General features: G+C 62.8%; 19 protein-coding genes. 15 read left to right on the plus strand and 4 right to left on the minus strand.

Annotated features, from left to right (window positions below; translation table 11 throughout):
• The first annotated feature begins 121 nt into the window (after positions 1-121).
• Positions 122-1,219 carry an HD-GYP domain-containing protein gene (locus LMTR21_RS01145; protein ID WP_065750422.1) on the plus strand — a complete coding sequence of 366 codons (1,098 nt, stop codon included), beginning with the start codon at positions 122-124 and terminating at the stop codon, positions 1,217-1,219.
• Between the two features lie 213 nt (positions 1,220-1,432).
• Positions 1,433-2,728 carry a cytochrome P450 gene (locus LMTR21_RS01155; RefSeq protein ID WP_065750423.1) on the plus strand — a complete coding sequence of 432 codons (1,296 nt, stop codon included), beginning with the start codon at positions 1,433-1,435 and terminating at the stop codon, positions 2,726-2,728.
• A 133-nt stretch (positions 2,729-2,861) separates the two neighbouring features.
• On the opposite strand, the gene LMTR21_RS01160 is transcribed toward LMTR21_RS01155, so the two are convergent.
• Together LMTR21_RS01160 and LMTR21_RS01165 are read right to left on the minus strand one after the other, a co-directional pair.
• Positions 2,862-4,442, minus strand: coding sequence for an AMP-binding protein (locus LMTR21_RS01160; protein WP_065750424.1), 1,581 nt, complete (start codon positions 4,440-4,442; stop codon positions 2,862-2,864).
• A 197-nt stretch (positions 4,443-4,639) separates the two neighbouring features.
• Positions 4,640-5,059: a VOC family protein gene (locus LMTR21_RS01165; RefSeq protein ID WP_065750425.1), complete on the minus strand. Its 420-nt coding sequence runs from the start codon at positions 5,057-5,059 to the stop codon at positions 4,640-4,642.
• Positions 5,060-5,212: 153 nt separating this feature from the next.
• Here LMTR21_RS01165 and LMTR21_RS01170 point away from each other — a divergent pair, with 153 nt between their 5' ends.
• The 9 genes from LMTR21_RS01170 (at position 5,213) to LMTR21_RS01210 (ending at position 12,986) form a co-directional block, all read left to right on the plus strand.
• On the plus strand, positions 5,213-6,190 hold the full coding sequence (locus LMTR21_RS01170) for a Bug family tripartite tricarboxylate transporter substrate binding protein (protein ID WP_065750426.1): 978 nt from the start codon (positions 5,213-5,215) through the stop codon (positions 6,188-6,190).
• Between the two features lie 92 nt (positions 6,191-6,282).
• Positions 6,283-6,537 carry a DUF3551 domain-containing protein gene (locus LMTR21_RS01175; RefSeq protein WP_065750427.1) on the plus strand — a complete coding sequence of 85 codons (255 nt, stop codon included), beginning with the start codon at positions 6,283-6,285 and terminating at the stop codon, positions 6,535-6,537.
• Positions 6,538-6,683: 146 nt separating this feature from the next.
• Positions 6,684-7,154 (plus strand): ArsR/SmtB family transcription factor, encoded by a 471-nt coding sequence (locus LMTR21_RS01180; RefSeq protein WP_065750428.1) that lies wholly within the window; start codon positions 6,684-6,686, stop codon positions 7,152-7,154.
• Positions 7,049-7,495, plus strand: coding sequence for an SRPBCC family protein (locus LMTR21_RS01185; RefSeq protein WP_084030385.1), 447 nt, complete (start codon positions 7,049-7,051; stop codon positions 7,493-7,495). Before LMTR21_RS01180 ends, LMTR21_RS01185 begins: the two co-directional genes overlap by 106 nt.
• 11 nt (positions 7,496-7,506) lie before the next feature.
• Entirely contained in the window at positions 7,507-8,241 is a 735-nt protein-coding gene (locus LMTR21_RS01190) for a DUF899 domain-containing protein (protein WP_065750430.1), read from the plus strand.
• Positions 8,242-8,362: 121 nt separating this feature from the next.
• Positions 8,363-8,725 (plus strand): DUF1428 domain-containing protein, encoded by a 363-nt coding sequence (locus LMTR21_RS01195; protein WP_065750431.1) that lies wholly within the window; start codon positions 8,363-8,365, stop codon positions 8,723-8,725.
• A gap of 339 nt (positions 8,726-9,064) precedes the next feature.
• Complete coding sequence (dctP, locus tag LMTR21_RS01200) at positions 9,065-10,120, plus strand: TRAP transporter substrate-binding protein DctP (RefSeq protein ID WP_065750432.1); 1,056 nt, start codon at positions 9,065-9,067, stop codon at positions 10,118-10,120.
• Positions 10,121-10,155: 35 nt separating this feature from the next.
• Complete coding sequence (locus LMTR21_RS01205; protein WP_065750433.1) at positions 10,156-12,282, plus strand: methyl-accepting chemotaxis protein; 2,127 nt, start codon at positions 10,156-10,158, stop codon at positions 12,280-12,282.
• Between the two features lie 62 nt (positions 12,283-12,344).
• Positions 12,345-12,986, plus strand: a complete 642-nt coding sequence (locus LMTR21_RS01210; protein WP_065750434.1) for an arylsulfatase — start codon at positions 12,345-12,347, stop codon at positions 12,984-12,986.
• On the opposite strand, the gene LMTR21_RS01215 is transcribed toward LMTR21_RS01210, so the two are convergent.
• Complete coding sequence (locus LMTR21_RS01215) at positions 12,983-13,300, minus strand: hypothetical protein (RefSeq protein ID WP_065750435.1); 318 nt, start codon at positions 13,298-13,300, stop codon at positions 12,983-12,985. The genes LMTR21_RS01210 and LMTR21_RS01215 overlap by 4 nt on opposite strands.
• Positions 13,301-13,512: 212 nt before the next feature.
• On the opposite strand from LMTR21_RS01215, the gene LMTR21_RS01220 reads away from it, so the two are divergent.
• Positions 13,513-15,210 (plus strand): methyl-accepting chemotaxis protein, encoded by a 1,698-nt coding sequence (locus LMTR21_RS01220; protein ID WP_065750436.1) that lies wholly within the window; start codon positions 13,513-13,515, stop codon positions 15,208-15,210.
• Between the two features lie 58 nt (positions 15,211-15,268).
• On the opposite strand, the gene LMTR21_RS01225 is transcribed toward LMTR21_RS01220, so the two are convergent.
• Complete coding sequence (locus LMTR21_RS01225; RefSeq protein ID WP_065750437.1) at positions 15,269-16,372, minus strand: transporter; 1,104 nt, start codon at positions 16,370-16,372, stop codon at positions 15,269-15,271.
• Between the two features lie 391 nt (positions 16,373-16,763).
• Between LMTR21_RS01225 and LMTR21_RS01230 the strand changes: the two genes are divergently transcribed.
• From LMTR21_RS01230 to copM, 3 genes are all read left to right on the plus strand, one after another.
• Complete coding sequence (locus LMTR21_RS01230) at positions 16,764-17,282, plus strand: copper chaperone PCu(A)C (RefSeq protein ID WP_065750438.1); 519 nt, start codon at positions 16,764-16,766, stop codon at positions 17,280-17,282.
• 545 nt (positions 17,283-17,827) lie between these two features.
• Positions 17,828-18,052 carry a hypothetical protein gene (locus LMTR21_RS01235; protein WP_065750439.1) on the plus strand — a complete coding sequence of 75 codons (225 nt, stop codon included), beginning with the start codon at positions 17,828-17,830 and terminating at the stop codon, positions 18,050-18,052.
• 663 nt (positions 18,053-18,715) lie between these two features.
• Positions 18,716-20,131 carry a CopM family metallochaperone gene (gene copM / locus LMTR21_RS01245; protein ID WP_246175000.1) on the plus strand — a complete coding sequence of 472 codons (1,416 nt, stop codon included), beginning with the start codon at positions 18,716-18,718 and terminating at the stop codon, positions 20,129-20,131.
• Positions 20,132-20,303 lie beyond the last annotated feature (172 nt).

The following is a 20,303-nucleotide window of genomic DNA, read 5'->3' on the forward strand; positions in this document are numbered from 1 at the left end:
CGGAATCGTTCAAATTTTAGCGTTTGCGGTAGTCCTCTTTCACGATGCCTCTTAAGCCCCGGAGAACTCCTTATCCGCTAGCCTCGGTTGCACGTCATCACCGCTAGGGGTCTGGGGTTTTATGACAACCGCCACCAACAAGACTTCGACCAGGCGCCGGCTGCTGCTGGCTTCGGATCGGAGCGATCAAAGCAGCGAACTCGCCAGCATTCTGCGATCCGTCGGCCAGGTCGACACCATCGCGACATCAGATATTCCCGATGCGCCGGAGCGCGATCTGGCGGGAATCGTGGTCGACATCAATCTGCGCTCCGCCGAGAGCGTGCAACTGGTGCGCAACAAGTTGCGCGCCGAGGCCTATCGCGAGATGCCGCGGCTGTTTGTGCTGGCAGATGCGCTTCACCACGGATCGATGCAGGCCTGGGCGCTGGGCGCCACCGATACGATCGCGCGTCCGTTCGATGCGCAAGGCATCCTGCAGCGCATCCGCGCCGCGTTTCCGGACAGCGATGGATTTGACGAAACCGATCGCGGCAAGGCCCTCAACAGGGGCGTCGAGGCCGCGCATGCCGTGATGGTCAAGATCTTCGAGAAGCTGCCGGCCGGCGTTCCCCTGAAATTCACTGACATCGTCGAGGCCGAGAACAAGATTCTCAAGGCGATCAAGCATTCGTCCTTGCGCGAATGGTTGACGACGGTCGGTTGCCATCACGCCGGCAGCTACCGCCATTGCCTGTTCGTCACCGGCTTTGCGGTCGCCTATGCGCAGCATCTTGGCATGCGCGAGGACGACCAGCGCCGGCTCGCGCGCGCGGCGCTGCTGCACGACGTCGGCAAGGCGTTCATTCCGGTGGCGATCCTGGACAAGCCGGGACCGCTGACGCTGGAAGAAATGGAAGAGATGCGTCAGCATCCGCGCCGCGGCTACGAGGCGCTGTTCGAGCAAGGCGGGTTTCCGCCGGAGATGCTCGACGTGGTGCTGCATCACCACGAGTTCCTCGACGGCACCGGGTATCCGAACGGCCTCAACGGCAAGCAGATCAGCGACATCGTGCGGCTGACCACGATCGTGGACATCTATGCCGCGCTGGTCGAGAAGCGCGCCTACCGCCTGCAGTTCACCCACGCCCGGGCGTTCGGCATGATGGAAGAAATGGGCGACAAGCTCGACCAGCATCTGCTGCACGCCTTCCGCCCGGTGGCGTTCGGGTATTATTGAGCGTCCTTCCGTCATTCCGGGGCGCGAAGCGAACTATGGTGCGCAATTGCGCACCAGAGAATCTCGAGCTTCCGGGTTCGATGCTTTGCATCACCCCGGAATGACGAGGGCCTGGTCTCCCAGCCGCTCAACGCAAGCATGCGACTTTTCAGCCCGCTAGTTATCGGCGATCATCGGCACCGCCGATGGCTAACGATCGCTGGCAGGAAATCCATGGACACGACCGCCGACCCAGCAGCGAACCTCGACATTCCCGCCGACATCGCGGCAACCCTGGTCGATCCGGCCGCCTATGCCGACCGTCGCATCCATGACAGCTACCGCTGGCTGCGCGCCAACAACCCGCTCGGCATCGCGCGGCCGGAAGGATTCGACCCGTTCTGGGTGGTGACAAAGCACGCGCATATCCAGGCCATCAGCCGCCAGAACGAGCTGTTCCACAATGCCGACCGGCCGACCACGCTGACGAACCGCGCGGTGGAAGAGCGCGTCCGCAAGATCACCGGCGGGCCCAATCTGGTGCGCTCGCTGGTGCAGATGGATGCGCCCGACCACCCGAAATACCGCGCGCTGACGCAGGGCTGGTTCATGCCCGCCAATCTCGGGAAGTTCGAGGGGCGCGTGCGCGAGATCGCGCGGGCCACCGTGCAGCGCATGCTCGACAAGGGCGGCGCCTGCGATTTCGTCGAGGACGTGGCGCTCGGCTATCCCCTGCATGTCATCATGGAAATTCTCGGCGTTCCCGAAAAGGACGAGCCGCGCATGCTCAGGCTGACGCAGGAGCTGTTCGGCCCGCAGGATCCCGATACGGCGCGGATGAAGGAGAAGCTGACGGCGGAGCAGTTCTCCGGGATGATGCAGGCGGTGGTCGCCGATTTCGGCGCCTATTTCCGTGGCATCACCGAGGACCGCCGCAGCAACCCGCGCGAGGATCTCGCCACCGTCATTGCGAATGCGAAGATCGGCGGCGACTACATGCCGGACCATGACGCCACCAGCTATTACATGATCGTCGCCACCGCGGGCCACGACACCACGTCGTCCTCCACCGCCGGCGCGATCTGGGCGCTGGCGAAAGATCCCGCGCAGTTCGAGAAGGTGAAAGCCGATCCCGGGCTGATTCCGGGACTCGTCGACGAGGCGATCCGTTGGATGACCCCGGTCAAGCATTTCATGCGCTCGGCGACGGCGGACACCGAGCTCGGCGGCCGCAAGATCGCAAAAGGCGATTGGCTGATGCTGTGCTACGCGTCCGGCAATCGCGACGAGGACGTGTTCGAAGAACCATATCAATTCCGCTGCGACCGCAAGCCCAACCGCCACGTCGCGTTCGGCTACGGGGCGCATCTCTGCCTCGGGCAGTATCTGGCGAAGCTGGAGATGCGGATTCTGTTCGAGGAACTGCTGCCGCGGCTGAAATCGATCACGCTGGATGGCGAAGTGAAGATGACGCAGGCTTACTTTGTCAACGGCCCGAAGAAGCTGCCGATCCGTTTCGAGGTGAACTGATCGAGACAGCGTAGGGTGGGCAAAGGAGCGCCAGCGACGTGCCCACCATGAGCTTGCTCCGCTGCCGATGAATGGTGGGCGCGCTTCCGCCTTCGCTCGTTGAGCTACGGCGGACAAGTCGCTTTGCCCATTTTCACCCCAGCATCTTCCGCAACTCCGCTTTCGCCACCTTTTCCAGCGTCGAGCGCGGCATGTCGTCGACGAAGTGAATCTCGCGCGGCACCTTGAAATCGGCGAGGCCGTTTCTGCAGGCGGCCATCACTGTGTCATGCAGGTCGGCCGGTGCGCCCTTGACGCCGGCCTGCGGAATGATGAACACGACGGGCACCTCATCCAGCATCGGATGCTTCTTCGCCACCACGGCGGCCTCGCGCACGCCGGGCACGACAGCGATCACCTGCTCGATCTCGGACGCCGCGACGTTCTCGCCGCCGACCTTGAGCATGTCCTTGGTGCGGTCGCCGAACTTGATGAAGCCGTCATCGAGTAGCGTGACGCGGTCGCCGGTGATGAAATAGCCGTGCTCGTCAAAGCTTTCGCGCGTGGCCTTTTCGTTGTGGAGATACTCCGAAAACAGCGACAGGCCGGGGATGCCCTTGATCAGGAGGTTGCCGGTGCCACCGACTTCCGTCGGCGTGCCGTCATCCTCGACGATGCGGATCTGATACTCGGGCGCGGCGCGGCCGATCGACATCGGCGTGTTGGGCTGGTCGACCTCGCCGACGATCCCGTGCGTGATGGTTTCCGTCATCCCCCACCAGCCGATGGTTTTGACGCCGAATGCGGCAAATGGCGGTGGCTCGGATACGGCAGTACCCCAGAGCCGGAACTTGTGGCTCTTCGGAATCTCGTGCTCCAGCAGCGCCTTCATGCAGAAGGGAATCGTCGAGGTCCAGGTGCAGTCGTGTTCGAGCGCGACGCTCCAGAACCGGCTGGCCGAAAATCGTGGCTGGATCACGCAGGAGGCGCCGACCCACAGCGTTGCCAGCATCGAATAGGCGAGCGCGTTGGTGTGGAACAGCGGCAGATAGGTCTGGTGTACATCGCCGGCATGCAGGTCTTCATGCGCGGCGTTGATCTTGGCACCCCACAATGCGTTGGCATGCGTCCACAGCACCGCCTTCGGCCGTGACGTGGTGCCGGAGGTGTATTGCACGCTGCACGGTGCGAACGGATCGGTTGCGCGGCGCGGCCGGTCGGCGCTGTTGGCGAACAGGGACTCAAAACTGTCGCCGCGCGGCGCGCCCTGCGCGGGTGTACTGCCGGCATCATGCGAGATCACGGCGATCCAGCGCAGGCCGCGACAATTGGCCGAGACCAGTTCGGCATAAGCTGGCTGGGTGATCGCGGCAACCGCACCGCAATGGCCGGCGAAATATTCCATCTCGGCTGCCGCCGAGCGGGTGTTGGTGGTGACGGCGATCGCGCCGAGTTCGACGCAGGCAAACCAGGCCAGCATGGCCTCGATGCAATTGTCGAGATGGATCAGAACGTATTCGCCGGGTTTCACGCCGCGCCTGGCGAGGCCCGCGGCAAGCGCGCCGACGCGCTCGTGGAATTCGCCGTAGGACCATTTCCGCGCCGGACCCTCGAACGGCGCCCAGATCAGGAAGGGATGGTTGCGTCGGCTTTCGGCGCGCATCCGCAACAGCCACGGCACATCCAGCCCTGCGAATGGTCCGATAATGCCCGGCGCTGGCTGTGAAGCTGGCATGGAAGTCCTCCCGTGCGGCCTTGCGGCGGCTTTTGATTTTGCTTGGGAGTAGTTCTGCCATTGGACGGCGCGATGGGCAAATCGGGAGTTTGCCGTGCTCCATCCCCGTCATTGCGAGCGAAGCAATCCATACTTCCCGCGGGGACGGTGTGGATTGCTTCGTCGCTACTCCTCGCAATGATGGGGAGCGAGCGATGCTAGCTCGCGCCATCGTCATACGACGAAATCTCGATCAAGCTGCCATCCGGGTCCCGGCAATAGACCGAGCGCAGCGTGCCGCGGGCGCCTTGCTTCGCCACCGGGCCTTCCTCGATCGCGATGCCATTGGCGTTGAGATGCGCCACGACTTCATCCGGTGTGCTCGAGGTCAGGAAGCACAGATCGTCGCTGCCGGCGGTCTCATGGTCGGCCGTGAACCACTCGACCTTGTCGGCATCGCGCGGCCGCACATTGATCTTCTGGTTGCCGAACACCAGCGAGGTCCGCGGCGTTTTGCCCGGGCCGGGATCGAACACCTTGACCTCCATGCCGAGGATCTTGCGGTACCACTCGGTGGAGCGCGCCACGTCGGAGACATTGATCACGAGATGGTCGAGCGCGTTAACCCTGACGGACATGTCTTATCCTTTCGTCGCGGTCTGCGGCGCCTGTGCCGCACTGGCCGCACCTGACTTAGTTTGTTACAACTCGGGCCGCGTTCGGTTCAATAGAACCTCGCCTCAATAGAAACGGACCGGGCTCTGAATCCCGGCCTTCAAGGAGAATGCTTTATGATTTCACGTCGCACCGCGATTTGTCTGGCCGTGATCGGCCTTTCCACGGCCGCTTCGGTCGGCAGCGTTTCGGCGGCGGATTATCCGACCCGGCCGGTGAAATGGGTCGTCGGATATCCCCCGGGCGGCGCGACCGACATCATCGCGCGGCTGATCGGCCAGCGGCTTTCCGAACGGCTCGGCCAGCAATTCGTGATCGAGAACAAGCCCGGCGCTGGCAACAACATCGCGACCGAATCCGTCATCAATGCGGAACCGGACGGCTACACGTTGCTGCTGGTGAACCCTGCGAACTACATCAACGCCACGCTCTACGCGAACCTGAAGTTCAACGTCGTACGTGATATCGCGCCGGTCGCGGCGTTCAATCGCGTGCCGAACGTGATGACGGTCAACAAGGACGTGCCGGCGAAAACGGTCGCCGAGTTCATCGCCTATGTGAAGGCCAATCCGGGCAAGGTGAACCTGGCCTCGTCAGGCAACGGCACGTCGGTGCATCTGTCGGGCGAAATGTTCATGGCGATGTCGGGCGCCAAGATGCAGCACGTTCCCTATCGCGGCGCTGCGCCTGCCATCACCGATCTGCTCGGCGGTCAGGTCCAGTTGATCTTCGATAACATGCCCTCCATCCTTCAGCATGTCCGCGCCGGATCCGCGCGGGCGCTGGCCGTGACCAGCGCGACGAAATCGTCGCTGCTGCCCGACGTGCCTGTTCTCGCCGATACCATTCCGGGCTATGAGGCGAGCGCGCTGTTCGGCGTGGGTGCGCCGAAGAACACCCCGAAGGACGTCATCGCCAAGCTGAACAAGGAGATCAACGAGATCCTCGCCGAACCCGCGATCAAGGCCAGGCTGGTCGATCTCGGCGGCGAACCGCTGATCGGCACGCCGGAAGCGTTCGGCGCGATGGTTCAGGCCGAAACCGACAAGTGGAAGAAAGTCATCGAGGAAGCCAAGGTAGAAAAGGTGCAGTGATCAAGCTGCAGTGATCTAGGTCACGGAACAACGGTGCGGTCGTGGTGTTTCATGCAAAAGGGACCGGCTTTAGTAACGTGAGGAGATCTAAGATGCGCAGTGCAATGTTAGCGATCTTGGCGCTGTCGGCGGCGACAGTTGCCACGGTGGCAGGCAGCTCGCCGGTGGCAGCCTATGATTATCCCTACTGCCTGCAGGGCAGGGGCATCGGCGTCCCCGGTGACTGCTCCTACGCGACCTATGGGCAATGCATGGCGTCGGCCTCGGGCCGCGCCCTCTATTGCAACATCAATCCGCGCGTAGCCTACGGACAGCAGCGGCGGATGCGGGTTTATCGGGACTATTGATCGCGCTTCGCTTCCGCAACATGGCCGGATCATCCAGCTCAAGAAGCCCGGATGATCCGGCCATTTGTGCATCTGGTTGCCGCCTCTCGAATCCGTGATGCAGACGCCGGCTTGACGGCGTTTTGTTTGTGTCTATACTAAACCATATGGTTAAGTATCAGGAAGACATTCTGGACCGCACCTTTGCCGCGCTGTCCGATCCGACCCGTCGTGCGCTGCTGGCGCGGCTGGGGGATCGCGAAAGTCTGTCGATCAGCGAACTGGCGCAGCCGTTTTCGATGTCGCTGCCCGCGATCATGAAGCATCTCGATGTGCTGTCGGACGCCGGCCTGATCGCGCGCGAGAAGACCGGCCGCACGGTCGCGTGCCAGCTGACCGCGCAGCCGATGGAGCAGGCGATGGAATGGCTCAATCGCTACCAGCGCTTCTGGTCCGACGCTCTCGACCGCCTTGCCGCTTTTGTGGAGGAAGATCCATGGCCACCCAGTCAAGCCTTGCCAAGCACGATACCATCAGCGACGCCGAGCTCGCCGCGCGGCCCAGTCTCACGCTCACGCGCCGGCTCAACGCGGCGCCCGAAAAGGTCTACGCCGCGTGGGCCGACCCGGAAAAGCTAGTGCAATGGTTCGGGCCGGCCTCGGTAGAGGAGGGCTCCGTGAAGGCCGACAGCGACCTGCGCGTCGGCGGCCGCTACCGCATCAGCTTCAATGCCAACGGCAATTATAACGAAGTCGGCGGCGTCTATCGCGAGGTCGTGCCGAACCAGCGGCTGGTGTTTAGCTGGGCGTGGCATTCGACGCCGGAGCGGGAATCGCTGGTGACAATTTCGATCAAGCCGGAAGGCCGCGGCACGCTGCTCGTCTTCAATCATGCGCAGTTCGTCGATGAGAAAGCGCGCGACAGCCACGAGCGCGGATGGACGGAACTCCTCGCCAAGCTCGAAACGCATCTTGCTTAAGGAGGCCGCCCATGCAGCCGCACAGCATTGTCTCTCGCGAGGAATGGATCGCCGCCCGTCAAACCCATCTCGCGCATGAGAAGGAATACACCAAGGCGCGCGAGCGCCTGAACGAGGAGCGTCGTGCGCTGCCCTGGGTCAGGGTCGAGAAGAACTATTCGTTCGACGGCCCCGACGGCAAGGTGTCGTTCGGCGATCTCTTCAAGGGACGCAGTCAGCTCGTGGTGCAGCACCTGATGTTCGCACCCGACTGGAACGAGGCCTGCAAGAGCTGTTCGTTCTGGGCCGACGGGTTCGAGCGCATGATCCCGCACCTGGCCGCCCGCGACACCACGATGGTTGCGATCTCGCGCGCGCCGCTGCCAAAGCTCGCCGCATTCAAGCAGCGGATGGGCTGGACCTTCGACTGGCTGTCGTCCGGCGGCAACGAATTCAATTACGATTACGGCGTGTCGTTCACACAGGAGCAGATCGCGGCGGGCAGCAACTACAATTATGGAACTACGCCGTTCGGAGGCGAGGAAGCGCCCGGAATCAGCGTGTTCTATCGCGATGAAGCAGGGAACATCTTCCACACCTATTCCTGCTTCGCGCGCGGCCTCGACATGATGAACGCCGCCTACCACTATCTCGATCTGACGCCGCTCGGGCGACACGAGGAGGGGCTGCCCTATCCGATGGACTGGGTGCGGCTACGTGACCAATACCAGCCGTCGCAGGTTCAGGCATCTTGTTGTCATAGCTGATCGCGCCTGACCGTCATTGCGAGCGAAGAGAAGCAATCCATGTCGTGGCAGAGTGGATAGATGGATTGCTTCGTCGCTTCGCTCCTCGCAATGACGCCGAGAATGTGAAAAGGAATCCCGCATGCCTTACGTGGATGGCTTCATCGTTGCCGTGCCGAAGAAAAATCTCGAGGCCTATACCCGCTTGTCGAAGAAGTGCGGCAAGATCTGGCGCGAATACGGTGCGCTGGACTACCGCGAGTGGGTCGCCGATGACGTCAAGGTCGGCAAGCTCACGTCGTTTCCGCGCAGCGTAAAGCTGAAACCCGGCGAAACCGTCGTGTTCGCCTGGATCACCTACAAGTCGCGCGCCCAGCGCGACAAGATCAACTCCAAGGTGATGAAGGATCCGCGGCTCGGCGAGATGATGGATCCCAAATCAAAGCCGCCGTTTGACGGCAAGCGGATGATCTATGGCGGCTTTGAAAGCCTGGTGAAAGTGTAGCGCGTCGAGACGACCAGCGATTTTCCGCGCGCAGGAATTGCCGACCTCGTTCCGCCGTCTCGTGCATCCGCGCGCGGCGCTCATCGTCGTCGGCAATCGATTCAATCGGCGGCGCTGACCACGCGCTCGTCGTCGTCACACTGGCATGTCTTGGAAAGAATGATGATCGTCATTCCGCTCGGCGGGACGGTATCCGTATTTGCACGGAAGCTGCGCAAGGCAGGGTTTACCCGCGATTAATGGGCCAAAGCTATCGTTGCCGCCGTCAAGGACCCGCCCATGCGACCGACAGGTGCTGCGAGCTGAAACTCGACAACTGCCGGTGACCAAGGAAACAGAATGTTCTCCCGCACCAGGATGCCATCCGCGGCCACAGGCCTGCTTGGTCTCGTCGCCATTTTCTCCACGCCCGCGTCATCAGCGGAAGTGGTGTTGCGCTTCGGCTCGATCAATACCGAAAACACGCCGGCCTATGAACAGGTCCTGCTGCCGTTTGCAAAGGCGGTCGAGGAGGAGTCCGGCGGGCGCATTGAAGTGGCGCTGAAGCCGCTTGGCGGTTACGGCAAGCCCGCCGAACTGTTCACCATGGTCGAGAAGGGCGCCATCGAGATGGCGGCAACCGTGCAGGGATATCATCCCGGCCGCTTCCCGCAGTCGTCGGTGATGGAACTGCCCTTCATGTTCGATAATTCGATCTCGGGCACTTCCGCGATGATGTCGCTGTACAAGGAAGGCTTGCTCGACAAGGACTATGCCTCGGTGAAGGTCCTTGGTCTTTATGTTCTACCGCCTTATCCGATCTTCACGACCGGCAAGAAGATCCAGTCGGTGAAGGATTTCCGCGGCCTGCGCATGCGCACGCCGAGCACGACCGTCGGCGTGGCGCTGGCCAAGCTCGGCGCGGTCCCGCTCGGCATTCCCCTCAACATGATCGGCGACACCATCGCCAGCGGCTATGTCGATGCCATCGCCTATGGCTGGGATTCCACGACCACCACCAAGGGCGCGGCTGGAAAGTTTCTGGCCGACCAGTTGAAGGTCGTGATCGACGCGCGGCTGGCCGCGCCGGCGCTGATGATCGTCATGAACCGCGCCGCGTGGGAATCGATGCCGGCCGATCTGAAGAAGATTATCGAAAAACACTCTTCCGACATCGCGATGGGCAGCGCGCGCATCCGCGAGGCGCAGGAAGCCGTCACCAAGAAGAAGCTGCAGAGCGATCCGCGCTTCACGGCGCTGGCCTTCAGCGACGGGCAGCGCGCCGAACTGCAGCGGGTGACCGCGCCGGCTGTGGTCGAGTGGAAGGCCAACATGGCGAAGCTCGGCATTGACGGCGAGCGGCTCTACACCCGCGCCCGCGAATTGATCCAGCAATACAAGGTTGCCACCAAGTAATAACAAGCCGCACTCAAGAATTGAGGAAACAGACTGTGACATCAGCTCGCAAACTCGGCATCCGGGCCAAGCTTTTCTTCGCTTTCGCCGCGGTATCGGGAACCACCGTGATCGCCGGCGCCGCCGCCTGGCTGATGTTCTCGCAGGTTCGCGATCTCTTCCACGGTGTCGCTGGTCGCAACATTCCGGAGATCGTCGAAACGCTGGGATTGCAGACGGATACCCAGGCGCTGGCCGGCTCCGCCCCGACCTTGCTGGCGGCAAAATCGCAGGCGCAGCGGCAACAGGAAATGACCGCGCTGAAGGCGCGTCAGGAAGGCATCGCCAGGCGACTCGACGAGATCGCTCGCACCCAATCCGATCGCGACGCGATCGATCGGCTGAAGAAGCTGATTGCGGCAATGAACACCAAGCTCGCCGCGCTTGACGGGGCGGTTGACGATCGCCTCAAGCTCAGCGCCCGCGGCGAAGAGATCGTGAAGGCGGCCCAGAACACCCAGACCAAGCTCAATGACGTGCTGTTGCCGGCCGGCGAAAAGGCCCAGGCTGATATCACCATGGTGTCGATGACCCTTGGCGGTGACGCCAACCAGACCATGATGACGCTGCTCAAGCTGGTTTCGACCCAGGTGCCGGTGTCACAGGGCTTTGCCGACCTGGTCGGCTTCGTCAATCTGGCATCGAGTCTCCTGGACCGCGCGGCGGTCGCGCCGAATGCCGACAGCGTCACGGCGCTGGAAAAGAACTTCAAGGCGATGTCGGCCAAGGTCGAGGAGAAGCTCGATATCGTCAACACCCTGCAACCGACCGAGGGCCTGCCCAAAGCGGGGGAAGCCTGGCTGAAGCTCGGCTCGGGCGAGACGATCTTCGAGGCGCGCCGCAAGGAGCTCGCTGCCAGTCAGCTCGGTCAAAAGCTGCTGGACGAGACGCGCGGCTTGACCGGCGACCTTGCAAAGGAAGTCACCGCGCAGGTCAAGGCCGTCACCAACAAGACCAAGGAAGCCACCGACCGTTCCGACGAGGCCATCGGTTTTGGCACCTCCGTGATGCTGATGATCGCGGCGATCAGCGTCGCCGGCGCCGCCTTGTTCGTCTGGTTCTATATCGGCCGTAATCTGGTGGCGCGTCTGGTCGGCCTGGAGAAGACCATGACGCGGCTCGCCGGCGGTGACCTCGCCGCCGAAGTCGACACCAGGCGTGGTGGCGATGAGATCGGCCAGATGGCGGAAGCGCTGTCGGTGTTCCGCGAAGGCATCGTGCAGGCCAACGCCGCCGCGGCCGAAAAGGCCGCCGAGCAGGAGGCGAAGCAGCGGCAGGCCGCGTTGATCGACCAGTTGACGCGCGAGTTCAATGACGGTGCGACCAGCGCGCTGGCCGCGGTGTCCAATGCCGCCTCGCGCATGAAGGGGTCGGCGGAAAAGATGTCACAGGTCGCCGCGCAGGCCAAGGAACAGACCGGCGCCGTCGCATCGGCTTCCGAGCAGGCTGCCGCCAATGTCCAGACCGTGGCATCCGCCACCGAAGAGCTTTCGAGCTCGATCAGCGAGATTTCCCGGCAGGTCGGCGAATCCACCCGGATCGCGGCCCAGGCGGTGGAGCAGGTGGCGAAGAGCGAAGTCACGGTCACCGAGCTTGCCAACGCGGCCAATCGCATCGGCGAAGTGGTCGGCCTGATCAACACGATTGCAGCGCAGACCAACCTGTTGGCGCTTAATGCGACCATCGAGGCCGCGCGCGCCGGCGAGGCCGGCAAGGGCTTTGCCGTCGTTGCCTCCGAGGTCAAGAGCCTTGCCACGCAAACGGCGCGCGCTACCGAAGGCATCACCGCGCAGGTCTCCGCCATTCAGGGCTCGACCCAGGAAGCGGTCGATACCATCAAGGGCATCGGTCAGATCATCGACAAGATGTCGGAGATCGCCACCACAGTCGCTGCCGCGGTCGAAGAGCAGGGCGCGGCGACGGCGGAGATCGCCCGCAACATCCAGCAGGCCGCCTCCGGCACGCAGAATGTCTCAAACAACATCGTCGGCGTCTCGAATGCGGCCAACCAGACCGGCGAGACGGCGTCCGACGTTCTGGAATCCTCCGACGGCCTCGCGGCAGAGTCGGAGGCGCTCAGCAACGAGGTCGGCCGCTTCCTCGCCCGCATCAAGGCAGCGTAAGCAGCAAGCGCGTTGCGGCAGGCCGGGTTGACACCGGCCGCGCCGCAGCCAGACTGTCGCGCATGCGCATCACCCTGATCCACGCCCTGAAACATTCGATCGTCCCGATCGAGGCTTCCTTCGCCAGGCTCTGGCCGGAGGCGCGCCTGATGAACCTGCTCGACGACAGCCTGTCGGCCGATCTGGCGCGTGACGGCGGGCTCACCGACGCCATGACCGAACGTTTTCTCCGGCTTGGGCGCTATGCGGCCGGCACCGGGTCTGACGCGATCCTGTTCACCTGCTCGGCGTTCGGCCCCTGCATCGAGGCGGTCGCGCGTGCCCACGCCCCGATGCCGGTGCTCAAGCCGAACGAGGCGATGATCGAGCAGGTGGTCGCGCGGGGTAAGAAGGTCGGATTGCTGTCGACGTTTCCACCGACGCTGGTCTCGATGCCGCCGGAGTTTCCGCCGTCGATCGAACTGGTGCCGAAACTGGCGGAAGGCGCGATGGCCGCGCTCGATCGCGGCGACCGCGCCACCCACGACCGGCTGGTCGTGGACGCGTCAAGGGATTTGCGCGACTGCGACCTGATCGCGCTCGCCCAATACAGCCTCGCGCCGGCGGCGGACGAGGTCGCCAGGGCGACGGGGCGGCCGGTCCTCACCACCCCTGACAGCGCGGTGCAGAAGCTGAAAAAGTTGCTGGGCGTCGAGGGCGGCTAGGCCTCTTTCGTCTTTGCGGCCTTTTTTGCGGGCTTCTTCGCAGCTGCCGCCGCCTCCTCGGCCGCATTCCGGATTGCCCGCGCGTAGCTGTCGGCGGTGATTGCCGCCGAGTTTTGCAGCCGCTTTGCCGCGGCCGTGCCGAGCTCCATTGTGCTCCTGGCGATCAACCGGAACTGGTCCCGCGTCTCCTTGTCCTTGGCCTTGGCCGCGCGGGCCATGATCTGGTCGCGCCGCTTCTTGACGGCGGCCATCAGGTTTTTGTTCTGCGTCTTTGCGATTTGCCGGATGAGAACGTCGAGATCGGCTTCAGCCATTATGGGTCACTCTTAGCGCACCATGCCGTCCGCGCGGTGCGGGGATCATTGGCGCATTACGTTTGAAGGATGGGCGCCATTGTGTCGCCGCGCCGCCGTCATTTCAAGCGCCGATTCTCGCAATCGAACGCTGTGGGCCGTCCGCGCAACCCGATAACAGTCGATTAACGTTGTATTGGTACGAGTTCTCAACCAACAGGAAGAGAAACGGCATGCGTAACCTCACCGTCTACCAGCGTTTTGCGATGATCATTGCGGCGCTGACAATCGTGCTCTTTGCCGTCTCCGCCCTGCAGATCCTGGTGTTGCGCGACGCGGTGCTGGACGAGCGGCGCACCACCGTCCGCAATCTGGTCGAGGCCGCGACGAAGATTCTCGCCACCTACGAAGGCGAGGCCAAGGCCGGCCGGATCAGCCCGGACCAGGCGCGCCAGGCAGCGTTTGCCTCGATCAGCGCCATGCGCTGGGGCGAGTACTCCGACTATATCGGCGTCTATGGCACGGGAAGCTCCGATGCCGGCGTCACCTATGTGCACGCCAATCCAAAATACATCAACGTCAATCGCTGGGAGTTCAAGGACAAGAGCGGCAAGCTCTTGATCCAGGACATCGTGCGTACCGCGCGCGCCGGCGGCGGCTTTGTCGAATATCTGGCACCCCGGTCGGCCGGTGGCGCCGAACTTCGCAAGGTCTCCTATGTCGGGTCTTTTGGCGCGGGCGACAAGCTTCTCGCGCTGCAGGCGGGCGCCTATGTCGACGATATCGACGCCGTGGTCTTCAGCCGGATGATGTGGGCCGGAATCGCGGGCCTCGCCGGCCTGACCCTCGCGGCGCTGGTTGCGTTCTGGCTCGGCCGCGGCCTGGTCGTTCCGCTCAACAAGACCTGCGCGGCGATGGATGAACTGGCCAAGGGCAACCTTGCGGCCGACGTGCCATTCGTCGACCGGACCAATGAAATCGGCCGGATCGCGCGCAGCCTCCAGGTCTTCAAGGATCATCTGGTCGAAACCACACAACTCCGCACCGAGCAGGAAGCGATGAAGTCGCGCTCGGCCGAGGAGCGGCAGGCGGTTCTGTCCCGCATCGCCGACGATTTCGAGCGCAGCATCGGTGGCGTGATCCGCGGCACCGCCACCGCCGCCGACGAGTTGCAGAATTCGGCCTCCTCGATGTCGACGATCGCGGTGGGGACGACGGGTCAGAGCGCGAAGGTCGCGGCCGCCGCCGAGCAGACGGCGTCGAACGTCCAGACCGTTGCAGCGTCGGCGGAAGAGCTGTCGTCGTCGATCCAGGAGATCGCGCGGCAGGTCACCCAGTCTTCGTCCATTGCCCAGAATGCGGTGGGGCAGGCTAACCGGACCGAAGCGATGGTCGGCCGGCTCGTCGAGGCCTCGCAGAAGATCGGCGAGGTCATGGCGCTGATCCAGACCATCGCGGGGCAGACCAATTTGCTGGCATTGAACGCGACCATCGAGGCCGCCCGGGCCGGCGAGGCTGGCAGGGGGTTTGCCGTCGTGGCCAACGAGGTCAAGGCGCTGTCGTCGCAGACGGCCAAGGCTACGGACGAAATCACCAGTCAGATCCAGGAAATTCGCGATGCGACCGGCTCGACCGTCAACGCAATCCGCGAGATCGGCACCACGATCGGGCAAATGAACGAAATCACAGGCTCCATTGCGGCCGCCGTCGAAGAGCAGGGCGCTGCGACCAACGAGATTGCCCGCAGCGTGCAGCAGGCGGCGCAGGGCGCCCAGGAGGTAATGCATAACATCACGGGCGTGCGCGAAGCCTCGAGCAAGGTCGATGCTGCCGCCACCCTCGTCCTGAATGCCGCCGCGCAACTGACCTCGCAGTCCGAGCAGCTCGAAACCGAAACCGGGAAATTCCTCGGCAACATCCGCGCGGCCTAAGGGCGCGCGCAGCATTTCCCGTCATGCCCGGCCAGCGATGGCCGGTCAACCACAGGCGTCAATTAAGCCGCGCGCCGATTCCCGTAAGCACGCGAAAATCCGGCTTGGACTGAACCCCGTTGTGCTGGTTGATGACCGGCACGCCGACGGACACGAAGCCCGAGAAGCGATCGACGCCGACGCGCACGCCGGGCGAGAGATAGACGGTGGTGCCGCCCGAATTGGGATCGGGAATGCCGGCGATGCGCTGCTTGTCGTGCCACTCGCCATTGAGCTCCAGCACGAGATCGAGCGTGTAGGGCGTCTTCTTCATGTCGCTGTGGTCGTGATTGGCGTGATAGAGGCAGTGCTCCTGCAGCTGGTTGCGCGGCTGCATGCAGTACTCGTGCAGCTCGATCTCCTTCGCCGAGCCGGTGGCGCCGACCAGGCGATACGACACCGCGCCGCCGAACAGAAAGCGGTCGCCGAGATTGGTAATCTGCGTGCCGTTGGTGATCAGATAATATAGGCCGCTCACGTCGAACGACCAGCGACCCGCGCGCTTGGTGAAAGCGGCGCCGATCAGTCCGTCCCATGAGCCCGAGCCCGGCTGAAACTCGGCCTGGAAGAGCTGGCCGAAGGCGTCGCGCTGGCTGGTGCTGCCGGTCGGCGCCTTGAAGCCGAACAGCACGGCGGCCGATGTTCCGGTCTGCGCGTTGCTGTGGAAACGATACTGCCCGAGCATGGTGACGTCGCCGAAGCCTGCCGAGTTGCCACGCCGGTTGACGCCGTCAGGACTCATCAGGCTGCTCATGTCGTTCGCATTCATCATGCCCATATGGCCGCCGCTCAGCATGTCCTCGCCGACCTCGCGGATATCCGAGCGGCGCACGCCGGAGGCGCGAACGGCGACCGTCAGGTCATTCGTGATGCCGTAGGCGACCGAAAGCGAGATGGCGTCGAGCGAGCGGAGCGAATGCGCGTGGGTGCCCCTGTTTGCTGCGGCGATCAGATCGGTATCGTTGAGCTGACCCAGCCGGATAAACTCGTAGCGGATGGATGCAGCGAACATCCCTTCGGCAAGCGTGTCGGCCGAGATGGTGTTGATGGGGCCGCCGCTACCGGTATTGCCGCCGCCGCCGGGATGATGCGCTTCGGCGGGCGCAACGAGAAACAATATCATGGATAAAAAGATGCCGGCCGCGGGCCGTCTAAGATACGCACACACATACGCCCCCTTACACTTACTGTGTTGCGATTAGTCATCGCAATCGGGCGCCAGATTGACTGGATCGTGCGAGAAGCGCGACTTGCTGGCGACGGAAGCGAAGCGGAAAAACGAAGACGTCATCGCGGGCGCGGCATCCGTGTGGCTGTCGCGTGTTGGGCACATGGCGAAAGCGGCGTGGCCTGCTCGCCGGTTGTGCGTCCTGAATTTTCGCGTTCAACGTAGACGTAGCGGTAGCCGCAATCACGTCCGGCGGCAGCCTCAATCACGGCGAGCACCAGCCGTAATCGCGTCTGAATGTTTCTCTACACGTCCCTCCGTCCAGCGCGTATCGGAGTAGGACATTATGACAACCGTCGTCAGGGATATCTTTGTGTTTGTCACCGCGGCCATTTTCATCGCCGCAACTTTGCTCATCGCAGGCGCCGCCGGCGCGCACGAATACAAGGTCGGCGCAATCGACATCGGTCATCCCTGGTCGCGCCCGACGCCGAAGGATGCCAACATCGCGGGCGGCTATCTCACCATCACCAACAAGGGAAAGACGACGGACCGCCTGATCGGCGGCACGTCGCCGGTGGCGAGCCAGATCGAGGTGCACGAGATGGTCGATGTCGACGGCATGGCGAAGACGCGCCCTGTCGCCAACGGCATCGAGATCAAGCCCGGCAAGACCGTGGAGCTCAAGCCCGGTGCCTATCGCATCCTCCTGATGGGGCTCAAGGAGCCGTTCCAGGTTGGCCAGAAGGTGAAGGGCACGCTGGTGTTCGAGAAGGCCGGGCCTGTCGACATCATCTACAACATCGAGGAAAACGCCGGAGCCGCCGTCAGTGGTGTCAATGGTGTCTCGCACAAGCACCATTAGCGTGTCCGCGCCGCCTCGCACCGAACAGCGTGCAGCTGAGAAGAGGCTTGAAACAATGCGCCGCCGCTGAAAGCGACGGCCGATCTTCGAACCGTCATTCTTCATGGGGAATACTGACCCGTGTCCAGCTCAAGCCAAGTGTCGCTCGCTAACTCGGGCACGGCGCGACCGTCGTCGCAAGTAAGATCAGTTGGCTTGCCGTCCGTTGCCGCGGTCTTGTCCGCGTCGCTTCTCGGCATTGGACTGGCTTACTGTGCTTGCACTTTGTTGATCCCCGCTGTCGCGCACGAGGGAAGCAGTTCTTCACTTCTTTCGGCGGATGGTCGTTCGCAGGATGTCATTTGCTCAAGCAGCAGTCCTTCGATCTCGGCGCAGGCGTCTCGCGCGGAGCCGTAAGCTTCCGGGAGGTCGCTCGGTGTCCGCTCGCTGCTCGTCCGCCGTCAACAGTTCCGAAACCACGCGCGCGCTCTCCCGGCCGCGCTAACCAATCGAAAATCGTTCTGCCGCAAGTTCGTCTCAGGGAAAAGGAATGGGGAGATCCTGATATGAACGGCCTGGCCATCATGGAAAACGTTCGCCGATATCGCACGATTGCATCGCTGTGCCGCCAAACCGCGGCCTACCGGCCGCTGCACAGCTGTTCCCTGCTGGCGCAGGCCAGCGAGTGGGAGCATCGCGCCGTTGCCGAGCTGGAAGCTTATTATGAGGCTTTCTGTCACGTGGCATCAGGTCATACGCCGGCCCACTCCGCCAGCTACGCCGTCAACTGACGGCGGGCGCTCCGGGGAAAGGAGCGCGCCTCAGGAGAATGCGGCGGCGTCGGGCAAGATCAACGAGCAGTTGGTCCGCCTTCGCCGTCCCAGGCGGGTGACTTGATCGGTTGAGCTAACCTGAGCGATGGCAACCGCATTCACAGCCCCGCATTCGGCTTTGCGCCGTCGATGCATCGGGGGTTGACCGATCTCGGGTAGGCAGCCGCGACAAATTAAGAAATGCTCAAAATTCTGGCGCACCCCTGCACGCTTCGAACGTGTGATCTTTACCTTCGGGGCAAGTTAGACGGCCATTCGACCAAATTCGATGGGGCACGCTATCGCGCGCTATGCCAGTGCAATCGTTAATAAAAACTGAAATGCGTTCGGCCCTGACGGGTCCTGCGGCATGGCCTGATTTCTTTCCAACTCTTCCGCGACAGAGGATTATGACGCGGGAGAAGCGTCGTGGGTAGCTCACCAAGAGAATGATTGACGCTGTCGAATTGCGTAAGAAAGATTAAGTCATCCTGGGTGACAAGCTCCCTGGTTTCGGGCTCCGCGTCTCCACATCCGGCAAAAGCAGCTATCTCATTCGGTACCGGTCTGCTTATCGTTCACGCCGGTACACAATCGGATTGCATTCACTCGTAAAGGGCCTCGCTTCCGAGGAGAAGAAAATTGAAACATCCCGCTCTGACTCGTTTCCCGGCTCGACTGCTGGGTCTGACCACGCTCGCGCTGATAGCGGCCTCAGCACCCGCGCAAGCGCATGTGAAATGGTTTGCGCCCTACATCGTCGGTGCACCGCCGCAGCCGATTGCGGCCACGCTCACCAATCTGTGGTTCTGGACCGGCATCGCGCTGGTACTGGTGTTTTTCCTGGTGACACGAGCGATTGAGAAGTCGAGCGCGGGTGAAACGATCCTGCGCGGCATGGACCGGATCACCGACCCGCTCTGGAAGCGCCTCGATGACTTCGTGCGCGTGGTCGTCGCCGCCTTCTTCGTAGCGATCTTCGCAGTCGGCGGCGTCTACCTGACACCCGATCTCAAGACACCTGCCGAATGGGTATCATGGGTGCAGCTTCTCATTGCGGGACTGATTTTTTCTCGCAAGACGCAGCCGCTTGCGGCTCTCGGCATCATCGGCCTGTGGCTGCTGGCACTGCGCGACTACGATGTCTTTCATCTGCTCGACTACCTCGCGCTCGGCGTCGGCGTCGCCGCCTATCTGGTGCTGGAGGCATCGTCCAATCCGGAATGGCGCAAGCATCGCTTCGAGGCGCTGCGTTGGGGCGTCGCCATCGCGCTGATGTGGTCGAGCCTCGAAAAGTTCGCCTATCCCGACTGGTTCTATCCGCTCGTGGAGGAAAAACCCTTCCTGACTTTCGGCATGCCGCGCGACGTCTTCATTCCAATGGCCGGCGTCGCCGAGTTCACGATGGGATTCGGCCTGATCTGGACGCCGCTGGTCCGCCGGCTGTCGGCCATCGCTCTCTTCGTCATCTTCAACGCAGCCGTCTATCCGTTCGGCCGCACCGACCTGATCGGCCACGCGCTCATCATGGCGATCATCGTCGCCATTGCGGCCGATCATACAAGGGAGGTGCATTTCCTGCCTGCCGTCAAGCGCAGGCTGGTCGGCGTCCCGGCAGGACTTGCGGCAGCGCTCGTCATTTTCGTAGCGGGATATTGGGGACTGCACATCGCGATTTACGGCATCGAAGGAAATACCGGGGCGTCGGCCGGCGAGCGACTGACGCACACGCCGAACCCCGAGCATCCGCACAGCATGCACGGCGCCACCGCGACGGCGGCATTATCAGCGGCGACGGCCGAGGCGGCCTATCGCACCGCCATGGACCGCATGCATGGCCCCATGATGCAAGGCATCGCCAATGTCGATCCCGACCAGGCCTTTGTGCTCGGCATGATCCCTCACCATCAAGGCGCGATCGACATGGCCGAGATCGTCCTGAAATTCGGCAAGGATGCTCGAAACCAGCACCTTGCTCGCGAGATCATCGATGCCCAGAGGCGAGAGATCGGCGAGATGCGCGAATGGCTCAAGCAGAAAGACATCCCGCAACCCTAGAGGACGGCGACGAACACGAAGCGACCGTCCAAGGCGACCGGATGCGCCTTCAATATAACCGGCCCGTCCAATCCGGACGCTGGCGGCTGGGATTATGGATCCATCAAATCAAAGCTGTTGGCGTCATACACAATTGAAATTGCTTGTGATTTTTCCGTCCCATAGTCCGGCG

It is taken from the genome of Bradyrhizobium paxllaeri, from assembly GCF_001693515.2.
Classification (GTDB): domain Bacteria; phylum Pseudomonadota; class Alphaproteobacteria; order Rhizobiales; family Xanthobacteraceae; genus Bradyrhizobium; species Bradyrhizobium paxllaeri.